Source organism: Shewanella sp. 4t3-1-2LB (genome assembly GCF_017368415.1).
In the GTDB taxonomy this organism is placed as follows: Bacteria; Pseudomonadota; Gammaproteobacteria; order Enterobacterales; family Shewanellaceae; genus Shewanella; species Shewanella fodinae.
The window spans coordinates 1-15,626 of record NZ_JAFNJD010000014.1 but is presented as its reverse complement, the minus strand read 5'-3'; the positions used below and the strand labels follow the sequence as shown (position 1 = coordinate 15,626).

Below are 15,626 nucleotides of genomic sequence, written 5' to 3'. Positions count from 1 at the left end.
CAAAACTTGCCCCCTTTTCCCACTGGGGACGGATTATGTTATCGCGAATTTTTGCCTACTTCGAAGAGGGCTTTCTCAACGTACTGATTTCTGCCATGACCATTTTGGTCTTTGTGGAAGTGATTGCCCGCTTCTTCTTTAACGTTGGTTTTCTGTGGATGCAGGAGCTGACACTGACAATTGCTGGCTGGTTTGTACTGTTTGGCATGTCTTACGGTGTCAAAGTGGGAGCCCACATTGGGGTTGATGCTTTTGTTAAAAACCTGCCACAAAAAACCCGTAAATATACCGCACTGGTGGCCGTCGCCATCTGCTTGGTGTACTGCAGCCTGTTCCTGATTGGCAGTTGGGATTACCTCAAACAGATGTATACCACTGGCGTGCCCATGGAAGATATCAGTTTTCCCCATGCCTGGATGGCTGGTCTCGACGCTGACAAGGTGTGGGATACCTGGCGCATCGATGTAGAAGACCCGCGCGTGCCACTGTGGATGTCACAAAGTATTCTATTGTTTGGTTTTGCCATGTTGACCTGGCGCTTTATCGAGCTGTTTATTGCCATTATTCGTAACCAATCTTTAGGGTTCAGTTTTCACGATGAAGCCAAGGAAAGCATGCAGTTAGCGGATGATGCAACTGACAACGGTAATGCCCCTGACCATAACCATTCAGATCCGCAGGTGAAGCCATGACAATTGCCACGCTGTTTATCACATTGTTTCTCTGCATGCTGCTTGGAATGCCAATTGCGATTGCGCTGGGTTTTTCCAGCATGCTGACCATCCTGTTATTTTCCAATGACTCGCTGGCCTCAATTGCATTGAAACTGTACGCATCGACTTCAGAACACTATACCCTGTTGGCGATCCCGTTCTTTATTTTATCGTCTGCGTTCTTATCAACCGGTGGTGTTGCTAGGCGCATTATCGACTTTGCCATGGACAGTGTCGGCCATATTCGTGGTGGTCTAGCGATGGCTTCGGTAATGGCTTGTATGCTGTTTGCCGCCGTTTCCGGTTCATCTCCGGCTACCGTTGCCGCCATCGGCTCAATAGTGATCGTGGGCATGGTACGCGCGGGTTATCCAGAGAAATTCGCCGCAGGGGTTATTACTACTTCGGGGACGCTCGGGATCCTCATTCCGCCATCCATCGTGATGTTGGTATATGCCGCCGCCACGGAAGTTTCTGCAGCCAGAATGTTCATGGCAGGATTAATTCCTGGCTTGATGATGGGCGGTTTGCTGATGATCGCCATTTATATCACGGCGAGGATCAAAGGGTTACCCTCACAGCCCTTCCCGGGTTTTGGCAAACTATCGATTTCCTTGGCCAAGGCCATGGGCGGCTTAATGCTGATTGTCATCGTCCTGGGTTCTATCTATGGCGGTGTTGCCAGCCCAACCGAAGCCGCCGCTGTCGCTTGTATCTACGCTTACCTGGTCGCCGTATTTGGCTATCGCGACATCGGACCGCTGAAGAACGTGGCGTGGCGTAATCCTGGAGAAGCCCTACCTGTCGCGATTGTGCGAAACTTGTGGCATATGCTGCTTGGCTTGCTCAAAACTCCCGCGGATAAAGAGATACGCACAGTGGTCCGTGACGGCGCTAAAGTATCCATAATGCTGTTGTTTATCATCGGTAACGCGATGCTGTTTGCCCATGTGCTGACCACTGAACGCATCCCCCATCACATTGCCGAAACTATCGTGAGTTGGGGCCTACCTGCCTGGGGATTTCTGATCATCGTTAACCTGTTGCTACTGGCGGCTGGTAACTTTATGGAGCCATCGGCCATTTTGCTGATCATGGCACCAATTCTGTTCCCGATAGCCGTCAAACTGGGGATTGATCCGATCCACTTAGGGATCATCATGGTCGTCAACATGGAGATTGGGATGCTGACGCCGCCAGTGGGGCTCAACCTATTTGTGACGTCGGGAATTACCAACCGCAGTATCGGCTGGGTGATTAAGGCCTGTCTGCCGTGGTTACTATTACTACTGGGCTTCTTAATCATTATCACATACGTACCGCAGGTATCCTTGGTACTGCCAGAATTTCTTGACAGCCTGCGTAACCCTTAGCCCTTGAAAAATCATGAAGTATCGGCGAGTCTAGGCCAGACTCGCCGTGATTCAGGGCAATGGCCGGAAATGCAAACGCAATCTTCCACGCGTAAACGTCTGCTGATCAGCATCTTGTTGATTAGCGGGCTATTTATAACTCTTAGACTGACTTACTGGTACCATCTGGAGCAAGGGTTTTCCCGCGCATTACCGTTGGCTAGCCGACAACTCGAAGAAGTGATCAACTTCATCGATGGTGCCTTGATCCGCTATGAGAGTATTCCGCATGTGCTGTCAACTAACCCACTGTTGGCCAAGGCTTTACGCCACAGTGATGATCATACGGAAATTCAGCACATCAATCGCTATTTTGAAGAGATTCAACATGTCACCGAAGCCTCAGACATCTATTTACTCAACAAAAACGGTGATGCCGTTGCTGCTAGTAACTGGCAGAAACCCTATTCCTTCATTGGTCAAAACTATGCTTTTCGACCCTACTACACCGAAGCAGTAGCGGGTCGTTTAGGCAGCTACTATGCCGTGGGAACATCGTCAGATACCCGTGGTTTTTACTTTTCTTACCCTATTCAGGAAAAAGCCGAAATCCTGGGGGTTATTGTTGTGAAAGTGGATATTGCCGATATCGAAGCGCAACTCACCGGTCTGGCAAAGTCGGGCCAATATGAACTTGCTATCAGTGGTGATGATCAGGTGATCTTTGTTGCCAGCATAGAAAGTTGGCGCCTAAAATCGCTGGTACCACTGGATGACAACAGTCAGCAGATTATCTACAAAAGCCGCCGCTATGCTAACCGTATTATCAGTGCGCTCACGCTTAAACCGCCCTATGCACCATTTGAGCATTCAGAAAAAACACCGATCTATCAAATTCCCAATGACAGCGGCAAAGCACAGTATATAGATACGCGCAGCGAAATGACCAAAGCCGGCTGGAATGTCCATGTGATGACCCCCGTGAAGCCACTGTATACATCGCTGCCACCACTGTTAATGCTATCCGCTTGTCTGTACCTGCTGGCGGCGTTGGGGTTACTTTTCAGCCTCGAACGCCGCAAAAATATGCGGCGGATGCAGCAAGCCCAACAACTACTGGAACAACGAGTACAGGAGCGTACCCGCGAATTACAAGATGCCAATGACAAGTTGCAGGAAACACGGGACGAATTAGTACAAGCTGCCAAACTGACCGTTATTGGCAGTCTTTCTGCCAGTATCAACCATGAGATCAACCAACCGCTGGCGGCGCTGCGTAGCTATGCGCAAAACACGCAAACCCTGTTGACCCGCAATATGCAGGAGAAAGCGCAGGAGAATCTTGCCACTATTATCAGTCTGGCAGACAGACTGGCGGAAATTGTCGCGCAATTTAAAAGCTTTACCCGCAAGACTAAAGGACAAGACAAACTCACTGATTTGCGAGTGGCCGTCGAAGATGCCCTCACCATCGTCACCCCGGAAATTGAAAAACAGCAAGTTCAGCTACAGTTACAACTACCCGATGCCCCATTACGCTTTTTTGGTGATAAAGTACGGTTACAACAGGTACTGGTGAACCTGATAAGTAATGCGATAACGGCCATGCAGCATTCGCCAACGCGACAACTCACCATTACCATTAGTGCCGGAGAACAGCTTTGCATCCAAATCCGTGATTCCGGCCCCGGAGTAAATGAAAGTCAAATGGAAAAGATTTTTGAGCCCTATTTCACCACCTCTCAACGCCAGGGACTGGGCCTGGGGCTGTCGATCTCACGACGAATTGTTGAATCCATGAACGGCAGCATAACCGTTGCCAATGCTATCGATGGGGGGGCCGAGTTCAAGATCCTACTGCCGTTGTGTCCGGCGGAGGAAAACGTATGAGTCATGATGCTTATACCGTCCTTATCCTAGATGACGAGCCCCATATTGGTACTGTGCTAACCCAGTTGTTTGAATTGGAAGGTATTACGGCCAAAGCCACCACGCAACCGCAGGAGATCTTGAAATCACTCGATCGCAACTGGATGGGCGTGGTCATCACCGATGTCAACATGCCAGGGATGGATGGCATCAGCGTTATGCAGCAAATAAAACAGCAAGATGCTGATATTCCGGTGATTCTAATTACCGGGTTTGGTGACATTGCCATGGCCGTCAGCGCGGTAAAACAAGGCGCTTATGATTTTCTAGAAAAGCCATTTAACAATGAACATATTCTGGACATCGTGCAACGCGCACTGGAAAAACGTGCGTTGACGTTAGAAAATCGCAAACTGAAACAGGAGTTGCAATCACAAAGCCTGCCGGGGCCGAGGATTCTAGGTAACAGTCCGGGGATCCGGCAGATGCGCCATGTTATTCATCAGGTGTTGGACACCCCAGCTGATATTCTGGTGCATGGCGAAACTGGTACAGGGAAAGAACTGGTTGCCCGCTATTTACATGATCACAGCCCACGCAATGCCGCTAATTTTGTGGCCATCAACTGTGGTGCCATTCCAGAAACGATTATCGAAAGTGAGTTATTTGGCGCTGAAGCAGGTGCCTTTACTGGTGCAGACAAAACCCGTATTGGCAAATTCGAGTATGCCAACGGCGGCACCCTGTTTCTCGACGAAATCGAAAGCACGCCGATGTCATTACAGGTCAAATTGCTGCGAGTGTTAGAAGACCGAAAAGTAGTGCGTCTGGGTTCCAACAAAAGCATCGAGCTGGACATTCGCATCATTGCCGCCACCAAAGTTGATCTTAAGGCGCTGTGTGACAAGGGCGAATTCCGCCATGATCTGTTCTATCGACTGAATTTAGTCACCATTGAAATTCCTCCATTGAGGGAGCGGCGCGAGGATATTTCACTACTGTTCCTGCATTTCGCACGGATAGCCTCAGCCAGATACCACAAAGAGGTGATCGCATTAGATACCGCTCATGCGGCAAGACTGAGTACCTATGACTGGCCCGGCAATGTACGGGAACTGCGCAATCTGGCAGAACGTTACGTACTGTTGGGAAGCGATGCGGCATTCGGTGCTATGAGTAGTGATGAACGACTGCACAGCGGCATGTCGCTGACACAGCGAGTGGAATTTTTCGAACGGCTGTTAATTGAGGACGCGCTCAATCACAACAAGGGCTCTATCAAGCACACCATGGAGCAACTGGAACTGCCCCGCAAAACCCTTTATGACAAGATGCGTAAATATGGGCTTGAGCGAAAAGACTTCATCAATGATGAACTTTAGCCAACTGCGGCGGTGAGCTAAGGCTGTGTCGCTGCGCACTACCGAGCCGCCAGACCGCAACAGCAATCACCACGAGCAATAACAGGGAGCCCACAACAATCCCCTGCCAAGCACTATGATGCCAGAACATCATCAGATAAGGGCCGCCCATTGCCGCGCCAAAATAATAAAAACACAAATATAGTGATGTTGCCTTAGCTCGATGGCGGTTCGCGCGCATCGCCACAAAAGAGTTGCAACAGCTGTGAGTCACAAAAAAACCACAACTACTGAGCAAAAAGCCAATACAGATAGTGACCTGGTTTTCCAGCAACGTCAGCAAAGTCCCCGCCAGCATCAGCACTAATGACATCTTAAATAACGGCAACTGCCCGTGACGGGTTATCCACCTAGCAGTGAAGTAAGACGCGATAGTCCCGCTGGAATAACATAAAAAGATCAGCGTCGCCTGGAAACGACTCCAGTAATAAGGTTCCGCCATCAACCGTAACTGGATAAAGCTGTACTGATTCACCATCATCATAAAAGTCACACCACCGATGATGTAAGCAAGCCGCATCTGGTTGTCCTGTAAATGCCGCAGAAATCCGCGCAAATCAATACGTCCTTCCTGTCGGAACTGCCAGCGTCGCATCCGATGCTCTCGTTTTGCTGCACTGCGGGCACTGGGTAACAGCCAGTTAGTGACTGCTACCCCCAGCAAACTCACCAGTAGTAACACCCACATGGCACTTTGCCAGTCAAAGTATTGTGACAATACGCCACCCAGCAAACGGCCGACGATACCACCGAAGCTATTGGCGGTGATGTAAACCGCCGCGGCTTTCAGCATGGTCTGCGGCTGCAGTTGCTCTTTAAAATAGGCCATAGCAATAGCCGGCAACGATGCCAACAAAACGCCTTGCAGCAACCGCACCGCCACCAACCCATCAAAACTGCGGATATAGATCAATAACAAGTTGGACAAAGCTAGCGCCCACAAGCTCCAGACAATAGGTTTATGACGCCCAATACGGTCCGAAACTACGGCATAGATCAGCAGCGAAAACGCCAAGGTAAAACTGGTCACGGACAATACCAACGTCGAGCGCGCCGCCGACACCTGAAACCGTTCAGCAATCAGCGGCAGCATCCCTTGCATCATGTATAAGTTGATGTAAATGACGATGGAAGCCACACATAACGCCCAAATTAAGCGATTATCGCGGGACATGCGTGCCAGCGCGTTTTCACCCATGATGTGACACACCTCAAACTTTTATTGAATTCACATAAGACTAGCATGCCCACACACATAACAATAATAGATAAAATATATGACATCCATTGATTTTTGTTATGCTAAATCACAAGTATTCCTCTATAAAAAATGGATACCGTGGATGGATATTAAACAGCTAAAACATCTTGATGCCTTGGTGCGCTATGGCAGTTTTACCCGGGCAGCCGAAAAGCTCAGCATGGCACAACCAGCACTCAGCCAAAGTATCAAACGCCTTGAACAATCGCTGGGGGTTACGCTGGTTGATCGCAGTCAACGCAAGCAGGATAGCGGTTTAAAGCTCACAGCAGAGGGCGAAACGCTGCACCAACATGCGGTGCTTATTCTGAAACAGGTGCAGCAGGCTGAAAGTCATATTCGCTCAATGGCACAGTTGTCCCTCGGCGAAGTACGGGTCGCTGTACCAGGCATGTTAGGCTCCTTCTACCTACCCAGCCGCCTGATGGCATTTCGCCATAAATACCCTGGACTGAAACTATCGCTATTTGAAGGGGGAACTCGTGATGCACTGCGCATGCTGGAACAGCAAGAAGTTGATATAGCCATTATTACCGCACAAGATCTCAAGCCAGAATTTGATTCAAAGCTACTGATCAACGAACAAATGGTGGTTGCCACATCACTAGATCATCCATTGGCAGAGCAAACCAGTGTCACGCTCGAACAATTCTTCCAGCATGAATTGGTGATGTTCAAACGTGGTTACTATCATCGGGAGTGGATCCTGCAACAAGCGGAGGAACTGGGGCTGAACCCCAAAATTGCCTTTGAAACCAATCTTATCAATCTTATCAAACAGGTGGTTAATCAGGGCTATGCCATCACCACCGTGCTGGAAATGGTGATCACCGCCAAAGACGGTATCCTCGCGTTGCCCTTTTCACCACCTGTCTATCTGGAACTACATATTGCCTGGAAAAAACAACGTCCATTAAGTCAGGCAGATCAAGCGTTTGTTGCATTTCTGCTGGAAAACAAATAGGCCTTGGGAATCCCAAGGCCTATCTCAATAATTGATATTAGCAACTACATAGGGACTTGCTTATCTGTGGCATGGTCCAGTTTTGCTCTGATGACTTGACTGTCTTGTGTCACCTGTTGGATCAGAGATAACAAATCAGCATCTGATTTCGCTGCTAGCAATACTAAGTTGTCAGCACCTTGCCAATCCAACCGCAAGCCATAACGTTCCGCAAATGAAGAAACATTCACCGATGGCTGTAGCTTAACCACCAACTTGCCAGTCAGAACAGCTAAGGGCGCGCCGCTCGCGGTTACTAGCTGCTCGCCTTTACTCAGACGAGAAGCTTTTTGGACACCTGTTTTGCTCTTCACATAGTAATGACCGTTATAAGCGCTATCCATAAATTCCGCTTTTAGGCCAGGCTTTAATGTTTTACTTCCCATCGCTGCCTCAGGTAACTTGGCTGCCAATGCCGCAGTTGAAAGCAACCCAAGTCCGATAATCATCATATTCGATATTTTCATCTCTCACTCCTTAAGAGGCTGAAGCCACTTTATGTCCGTGGAACCGAATGGACCATCCCTTCAGCACGCCTTGAGACTCGTTAGGAATATCAACGTATTGAACTGGATATAGAATAAAACTGTAATCTCCGCTATTAACGTCAATCACTTTCAGCGTCCACGTTCCTTTCGTACTCTCACCATAAAAGGCGTTGGACAGCATAGGTGTATTTTCAAATCCAGGCACATAATCAGTAGGATCGCTAGGATCCATAACACCCTGATATACCATGCCATTGTATGGTGTCATCACGACGCTGCGGGTACCTGAAGGTGAAATCAACTCTACCGCCAGATCCGGCAATCGGAGATGATCTGCACTGACTTCTATCTGAACGGCCTCGATCACCATATCATCAGCAATCTCAATGCCATCAGATGCTCCCGAAACACTCGCGTCTGGAATAGATTTCTCTAAGTTTTCGTGAGACTGCCAATCAGTGATGATATAACTACCTAAATCTTGAGTATAATTTTTGGCAGCTGCTACAGCGGCACTTACGTCCACGCGGCCAAATCCGTAAAAGTTATGGAAATGGAACCCCGCAGCATTTTTTATCCAGCTCGGAATTGCATCGTACTCTACCGCCGAGTCACCAGAGCCGACAGGCACTTCGACAGGGGCGATATCAGGCTGAATTTCTGTAGCTGTTGAAGCCAAGATATAACGCACATCACGCCAGCTCAGTGAGGGATTGGCACTCATAATCATGGCAACAGCCCCTGATGTATTCGGTGCTGCAGATGAGGTTCCATTCATTTCAGAGGTATAATCACACGTTAAATTGAGCGGGTGCTGGCCGCCAGCAAAGGGGGTAGCAGGTCTATCGTCGGTAACAGTCCATCCTTTATCACAACCTGCACGGTCAGTGGTGACAATAGCAGGATCATCATCACCATATTCCCCTCCAGGGGCTGTCACAAATACGTTAGACCCAACAGAAGAATAGCTAGATAACTCACCTTTAGCATTCACCGCAGATACCACTAAATTAAACACGTTAGCATTATCGGTCGACATGTTAGCGTTATGGAAGGGCAGTCCTAAATTGGCCTTCTCATTCCCGCTGACATCAAAATAATCGCCCGGTAACCAATAATATCCAGACCAGCTATAATAGTTATAACCGTTGCCTGCAGACTTCACAAAAATACTGCCTTTTCCATCAGCACTATTTTGCGCAATATCACCGTATACATCGTTCTCATCTTCATCGAATGTATGAGGAAATGGCACATTGTAGCCGTAGCTTTGATTGAACACCCGAGCATAATCACTGTAAGCACTCGCGCCATGAGACTTAGCAAAATTCTCAAAGGTCTGCACACTACTTACGGCTCCGGTTGGATCTGAGTCGAGAAAGTTAAATCCAATCACTTTTGCCTCAGGAGCAACCCCACGTCCACCAATGCCATTCCATCCGGCAGCAGCTATAATGCCGCTCACTGCGGTGCCATGAGCTGCGCCGTCAGAAAAAGGTGTAGGATCAACAGTTCCGGTAATCAAGTTATAGGAGCCACCGGACACAATATTAGGAGCTAGGTCTGGATGACTGATTTCCACACCATCATCGACAACAGCTACAACGACACCTTGGCCTTTGACGCCAGAGGCAATAGCATCCGCCACATTAATGTCTTCACCTGCGATACCACGATTTGCAGCAAAAGCATTTTGGCCGTTATTCTTCAGATGCCATTGATATGCATATAAAGGATCGCCGCCAGTGATATTAATGGTGAGGGTAGAAATTGACTCATACTGACCATCGCTGACTTTAAACCGCACAACTTCGGTGCCTTCCATTGCATCACTGCGATAGGTAAAAGCGCCACTGGACGGATTAGTGATGGTAAGCGTCCCTAGCTTAACGTCTGCAGGATCAACTAAAGAAAAACTAAGACCACCTTCAGCATCAGAGCCTTCTAGCTGCCCAGACAAATCCATAGATTGGGCGACATCATAGGCAACATCAGTACTTTGTGGTGGTGTATTGACGGTCTCAGGGGTTTTATTATCGCTTCCGCATCCCGCTAATATTGCAGCAGTAACGCTAAGCGCGATTAATGACTTGCGCATACTTCAGTTTCCTTCTGGTAATAAGTCACCTATGGAATAAAACATCCATGAGGTGCAATGTTGGCTTATTATTACTCCATGGTTCTTGTTATCTGTTATTGTTGGATATATTGAAAACAAGAAAGAAACATTTTTAACACAAAAAAACAAAACAGCAACACAACAAGTCAATAGCTTGCCTAAAAAACAACCTTTATAAATTGAAATTATGACGTCTATTTAACTCACTGTATAAACAATTAGCATTGATTACCGCTTAAAGAACTGAAATAAAAAAGAAAAAATATAAAATAATATATGCAGCAACAGAAACAAAAAGTTACATATTAGCCTTTTCTACATCAAGGTAAAACAGCATTCGAAAGATGACACCTCGATTGTGAGTCGCCGTTTCACATATATAACGTCCTACGATTAAGGTTCTTTATTAATACCGTAATCTCGCAGTTTATTAGCTATGGCCGTATGAGATACACCCAGTTTTTTCGCCAATTGCCGTGTGGATGGGTAGGCAGGATATAAACGCCGCAGTAAATTCGCTTCATACTGCTTCATTGCCTGTTCTAGCGTGCCTTCAAACTGCTGATCAAAATATCCTTGCCCTTCATCATAACTAGGCAACTTTAACTGCTCGACCGAGAGTTCCCCTGCCCCATCCCACATGGATACGGCGCGGAAGATGGCATTTTTAAGTTGCCGCACGTTGCCCGGCCAAGCATAAGATTGCATGAAACTGCGGCATTTTGCGGAAATCCGCCTTACCGGACATGACAACTGCGCGCAATAATGTGCTAGAAACATCTCGGCGAGCGGCAGAATATCGACTTTCCGCTCCCTCAGCGCGGGTAAATGAAACGCCAGTACATGGATACGATAGTATAGATCTTCCCGGAATTGTCCCTGTTGACAGCGGGCGGCGAGATCTTCCTGTGTTGAACAGATAATTCGGACATCAGGCCGGATATCCTCTTCCCCGCCAACCCGGCGGAAACTGCCATCTTGTAATAACCGCAGTAACTTCACCTGTGCTGCTGCCGACATTTCAGCAACTTCATCAAGAAACACAGTTCCGCCTTGTGCTTCTTCAAAGAAACCTCGCTTCATCAACTTACCGTGACTGACGTAGCCAAACAGTTCATCTTCCACCGCACTGTCGGGAATGGCAGCGCAGTTGATGGCCACAAATGATTTTTCACGGCGCATACTGGCATCATGGCAGGCTCTTGCCATCATCTCTTTGCCAGTGCCGGTTTCTCCGGTGATCAGTAGCGGCGCATCCAACTGCGCCATCCGTTCGGCCTGTTTCAAGACTTGCTGCATCCGTTCACTCACCGCCAAGACATTAGCAAAGCCCTTGTTTTGACTTTGAAGCGCATTGAACTGTTGGCCGACCCGTGCCGGACTTTTTAATGTGACCACTGCCCCGGCACGAATTTCACTTCCTTCGCCATCAGGTAGCATCACGGGCAGCATCTCTGCCAAATATTCACTATTACCGATACGCACCCTGGCCGCCTGGGGTAACAGCTGAGGTTCGCTGAGCCAACGCCCAAAATTGAATCCCTGAACCCAATGATTCAATGATTCATCCAGAACTTCGTGAAGCTGCATTCCTAGCATGAACTGGGCAGCATCATTGGCGATACGGATTCGGCCTTTGGCGTCTAGCGAAAATACGCCATCAGGCAATGTCTTAAGCAGCGTTTGCAACGCATAATGTTCCTGCTCAGACGGCATAAAGGCGACGGTTCTGACATCATATACCGCCTCAATTTTGCGGATCTGCGGCATTAGGGCACTTAGTACATCGAATGGCACATCAGCAAATTGCAGAAAGAAAAAGCCCTTATTGCTGGCATCAATTGACATCAGATTGATGCCGTAGGTTTCCAGCACACTTAAAATATCCTTGGCCAAACCGACTCTGTCCTGACAACTGATTTCCAGACGCATAACGACTGCTGTCCCTTTTTATGTTTTGTATGTGCTTGTGGGATTCTGTGCATATAAGCCATACGGCGCTCAAATGCGGATACTAAGTTAGAGGGTTCTGAACAAGGTGGCAAGTCTTCTTTACAGTGTATTGATAAATAACCGATGTATGTCTTATTTACGTGGCAGTTTTCCCTACACCGTTTTCTGTTAACAATTTTATCTCGATGCAGAGGACTGGTTAATCTCTGGTTACTCAAGTTAAAAGCCGCACAATCCCCTCGTGATTCACGTAGCATTTATCCGCTGTTTGTTTACAATGAATACCTTTCAGATGGCCTATCAAAAAAGGAAAAGGATGCCTATGAAATCAAGTATTATTCGTAAAGCAGTTATCCCTGTTGCCGGCCTGGGCACGCGTATGCTGCCGGCAACCAAAGCGATTCCTAAAGAGATGTTACCCGTGGTTGATCGGCCGTTAATTCAATATGTGGTTAACGAAGCCATCGAAGCAGGTATCAAAGAGATTGTTCTGGTAACCCATGCGAGTAAAAACTCCATTGAAAACCACTTTGACACTAGTTTTGAGTTGGAAGCCCAGCTCGAACGGCGTGTTAAACGTCAGTTGTTGAATGAAGTTCAGTCTATTTGCCCCAAAGATGTCACCATTATCAGTGTACGCCAGGCTGAAGCCAAAGGGCTTGGTCACGCCATCCTGTGCGCCAAACCAGTGGTGGGAGATAATCCCTTTGCAGTATTGCTGCCTGATGTGCTGATTGATGAAGCCAGTTGCAACCTCAAGCAGGACAATCTAGCGGCAATGGTCAAACTCTATGGCGAAACCGCCAATGGCCAGATCATGGTAGAAGGTGTGCCTGCGGATATGGTCGATCAATATGGTATTGCCGATGTCAACGGTCAGGACATAAAACCAGGGGGTTCGGTACCACTGGCAGAATTGATTGAGAAACCTGGCATTGACGAAGCGCCTTCTAATCTGGCGGTCGTTGGACGTTATGTATTACCTGCAGAAATTTGGTCGTTATTGGCCAAAACACCCAGTGGTGCCGGTGGAGAAATCCAGTTGACAGACGCCATTGCTATGTTGATGCAACAGCAGCAAGTTAATGCCTACTACATGCTGGGGAAAAGTCATGACTGCGGTAATAAACTAGGCTATATGCAGGCAATTATTGAACATGCGGTACGCCACCGTGAACTCGGTAAAGATTTTGTCTGCTATCTGAAACAATTCGTGAAGGGACTGGATTAATGAACGTGCTGGTCACCGGCGGTGCAGGTTATATTGGTAGTCACACCTTGGTAGAGCTGTTAAATGCAGGCATAAATGCCGTCGTCGTTGATAACCTCTGCAACTCCTCTGTGGAATCATTACACCGGGTGGAGCAATTAACTGGTAAAACGGTGCAGTTTTATCAAGGTGATATTCTCAACAAACCGCTGATGCAGAAGATTTTCGCCGACCATCAGTTTGACGCAGTTATCCATTTTGCCGGGCTGAAGGCGGTCGGCGAATCAGTCGCCAAGCCATTGAAATATTACCAAAATAATGTCTGCGGTACGTTAGTGCTTTGTGAAGTGATGCAGGAAGCTGGGGTGCGCAATCTGGTTTTCAGTTCTTCAGCAACTGTTTATGGCGACCCCGCCAGCCTACCAATCCGAGAAGATTTTCCCACCAGCGCCACCAACCCCTATGGGCAGTCGAAATTGATGGTCGAAAATATTCTGGCAGACCTTCAACGAGCGAACCCTCAATGGAACATCGCTCGCCTTCGTTACTTTAATCCAGTTGGTGCCCATGAGAGTGGCTTGATTGGTGAAGATCCCAATGACATTCCTAACAATCTGATGCCCTATATCGCCCAGGTTGCCATCGGTAAGCGCGACAAACTCAGTATATTTGGCAACGACTACCCAACAGCTGATGGTACGGGGGTCAGAGACTATATCCACGTAGTTGATCTGGCGCTAGGTCATGTCAAAGCATTGCAAAAACTGCAAACTCGCCCAGGATTGGTGACTTACAATCTCGGAACCGGACAAGGTTACAGCGTACTGGATATGCTACATGCTTTCGAAAAGGCCTGTGACAAATCGATTCCTTACCAGATAGCCCCCCGCCGCCCCGGCGATGTGGCCGCCTGTTATGCCGATCCAACGTATGCCTTACAGGAACTCGGCTGGCAAGCGACCCACACATTGCAGGATATGGTGGATTCCAGTTGGCGTTGGCAGTCACTCAACCCAAATGGATACCAAAGTTAATGGTTGATCCATCGCGCCGGCGTTTATTTACCGCACATTCCGCAGCGGTAACTAAGCTTCGCGCGCCATGGAGTGTCCCGGAAGCCGACTTTACGGACAATTGCAGCCGTTGTGGTAAGTGTGTTGACGTTTGTGAGACTGGCGTACTGATCAAAGGGGCGGCGGGATTTCCAGAAATTGACTTCCAACAGGCCGAGTGCAGTTTTTGTGGTCAATGCGCCGTAGTCTGTCCAGAACCTGTCTTTAGCAATACCGCGCTGAAACCGTGGCAACTGACAGTTACATTTCAGCAATACTGTCTGACTTATCAAGGCGTCGCCTGTCAAAGCTGTAAGGACTTTTGCGATGCATCCGCCATCAGTTTTATCCCTCAAAGCGGAGGTATCGCAACGCCACAACTGGCAACGGCGCAATGCACAGGCTGTGGCGCTTGTGTGGCCGCTTGTCCGGTAAACGCTATTACCATTAGTAATTAATGATTAACCAATAATTATCGAACTAGTGACTTTTTCTGTCAGGCGTCAAATCTTTGTGGTTTTGCTTAACCCATTTTCCCTATACCATCAACAGCGATGTCAATCACGGTTAAAGGATTCCCGCGATGTTTGGTAAAAATAAGAAAATGGGTGAAATAACTTATATTGCCTCAGGCTGCAATATTACCGGTGAAACAGAATTCACCGGGAATGCACTGATAGGTGGTTCAGTGTTTGGAAAAGTGCACTCTGAACAACAGATCACTATCGAATCTGAAGGATTAATTAATGGCGAGCTTTGCTGCCATGAATTAAAGGTATCTGGCGTATTTAAGGGCAACTTAAAATGTGAACGTCTGGTGATTACGGGCACCGGCAGCGTCGAAGGTGAAGTTGCCAGCAAGAGTATGGAAATCTTTGACGGAGGCCAATTTGTCGGGGTGAGAGTCAAGGATGAAGTAAATCTGCTACAAAAGCTTAATAACAAGAATAATACAAATAAAAACAACACATTAAGCGAAATCGAATTACAACCACAATAATCTAAATAGCTGATCCGAATACTGCTACATTTTCGCGATGCCGTGTCCGTTGCCGGGAAAAGGCGAAACGGTTTCCATAAAATGCCATACCTTGCCAAGAAGTTCCCGCATGTTTCGGCAACTGTGATTACGGGTTACCGTTTCATGTAGTGCCAACCATAAGCGCTCTATCTTGTTGACCCAAG

Annotated in this window: 13 protein-coding genes and 1 pseudogene; 9 read left to right on the top strand and 5 right to left on the bottom strand. The window is 47.9% G+C overall.

Going from position 1 to position 15,626, the window contains the following annotated elements:
• The first annotated feature begins 35 nt into the window (after nt 1–35).
• The 4 genes from J3L11_RS07100 to J3L11_RS07085 all read left to right on the top strand — a co-directional run bounded on the left by J3L11_RS07100 (nt 36) and on the right by J3L11_RS07085 (nt 5,316).
• The gene (locus J3L11_RS07100) at nt 36–692 is read left to right on the top strand and encodes a TRAP transporter small permease (RefSeq protein WP_189617436.1); all 657 of its coding nucleotides are present in this window, start codon (nt 36–38) and stop codon (nt 690–692) included.
• Nucleotides 689–2,086 carry a TRAP transporter large permease subunit gene (locus J3L11_RS07095; RefSeq protein ID WP_189617437.1) on the top strand — a complete coding sequence of 466 codons (1,398 nt, stop codon included), beginning with the start codon at nt 689–691 and terminating at the stop codon, nt 2,084–2,086. Before J3L11_RS07100 ends, J3L11_RS07095 begins: the two co-directional genes overlap by 4 nt.
• 69 nt (nt 2,087–2,155) lie before the next feature.
• The gene (locus tag J3L11_RS07090) at nt 2,156–3,955 is read left to right on the top strand and encodes an ATP-binding protein (RefSeq protein WP_133038721.1); all 1,800 of its coding nucleotides are present in this window, start codon (nt 2,156–2,158) and stop codon (nt 3,953–3,955) included.
• On the top strand, nt 3,952–5,316 hold the full coding sequence (locus J3L11_RS07085) for a sigma-54 dependent transcriptional regulator (RefSeq protein ID WP_133038647.1): 1,365 nt from the start codon (nt 3,952–3,954) through the stop codon (nt 5,314–5,316). The genes J3L11_RS07090 and J3L11_RS07085 overlap by 4 nt, the downstream gene beginning before the upstream one ends.
• Here the strand turns inward: J3L11_RS07085 and J3L11_RS07080 are convergent.
• Complete coding sequence (locus J3L11_RS07080) at nt 5,300–6,553, bottom strand: MFS transporter (RefSeq protein ID WP_207570595.1); 1,254 nt, start codon at nt 6,551–6,553, stop codon at nt 5,300–5,302. The two genes, J3L11_RS07085 and J3L11_RS07080, sit on opposite strands and share 17 nt — an antisense overlap.
• 145 nt (nt 6,554–6,698) lie before the next feature.
• Between J3L11_RS07080 and J3L11_RS07075 the strand changes: the two genes are divergently transcribed.
• Nucleotides 6,699–7,580, top strand: coding sequence for a LysR family transcriptional regulator (locus tag J3L11_RS07075; protein WP_133038645.1), 882 nt, complete (start codon nt 6,699–6,701; stop codon nt 7,578–7,580).
• 44 nt (nt 7,581–7,624) lie between these two features.
• On the opposite strand, the gene J3L11_RS07070 is transcribed toward J3L11_RS07075, so the two are convergent.
• The 3 genes from J3L11_RS07070 to tyrR form a co-directional block, all read right to left on the bottom strand.
• Nucleotides 7,625–8,086 (bottom strand): hypothetical protein, encoded by a 462-nt coding sequence (locus J3L11_RS07070; protein WP_133038644.1) that lies wholly within the window; start codon nt 8,084–8,086, stop codon nt 7,625–7,627.
• A gap of 10 nt (nt 8,087–8,096) precedes the next feature.
• Nucleotides 8,097–10,205: a S8 family serine peptidase gene (locus J3L11_RS07065; protein ID WP_207570594.1), complete on the bottom strand. Its 2,109-nt coding sequence runs from the start codon at nt 10,203–10,205 to the stop codon at nt 8,097–8,099.
• Nucleotides 10,206–10,619: 414 nt separating this feature from the next.
• Nucleotides 10,620–12,158 (bottom strand): transcriptional regulator TyrR, encoded by a 1,539-nt coding sequence (tyrR, locus tag J3L11_RS07060; protein WP_207570593.1) that lies wholly within the window; start codon nt 12,156–12,158, stop codon nt 10,620–10,622.
• 343 nt (nt 12,159–12,501) lie between these two features.
• Here tyrR and galU point away from each other — a divergent pair, with 343 nt between their 5' ends.
• The 4 genes from galU to J3L11_RS07040 all read left to right on the top strand — a co-directional run bounded on the left by galU (nt 12,502) and on the right by J3L11_RS07040 (nt 15,441).
• A complete protein-coding gene (galU, locus tag J3L11_RS07055) occupies nt 12,502–13,410 on the top strand; it encodes a UTP--glucose-1-phosphate uridylyltransferase GalU (protein ID WP_207570592.1) in 909 nt (302 codons plus the stop codon).
• A complete protein-coding gene (gene galE, locus J3L11_RS07050) occupies nt 13,410–14,423 on the top strand; it encodes a UDP-glucose 4-epimerase GalE (RefSeq protein WP_207570591.1) in 1,014 nt (337 codons plus the stop codon). Before galU ends, galE begins: the two co-directional genes overlap by 1 nt.
• The gene (gene napF, locus J3L11_RS07045; RefSeq protein WP_207570590.1) at nt 14,423–14,899 is read left to right on the top strand and encodes a ferredoxin-type protein NapF; all 477 of its coding nucleotides are present in this window, start codon (nt 14,423–14,425) and stop codon (nt 14,897–14,899) included. The genes galE and napF overlap by 1 nt, the downstream gene beginning before the upstream one ends.
• Before the next feature lie 125 nt (nt 14,900–15,024).
• Nucleotides 15,025–15,441, top strand: a complete 417-nt coding sequence (locus tag J3L11_RS07040; protein WP_207570589.1) for a polymer-forming cytoskeletal protein — start codon at nt 15,025–15,027, stop codon at nt 15,439–15,441.
• Nucleotides 15,442–15,465: 24 nt separating this feature from the next.
• Here J3L11_RS07040 and J3L11_RS07035 read toward each other — a convergent pair.
• A pseudogene (locus J3L11_RS07035) lies at nt 15,466–15,626 on the bottom strand (IS630 family transposase); the annotation flags it as partial.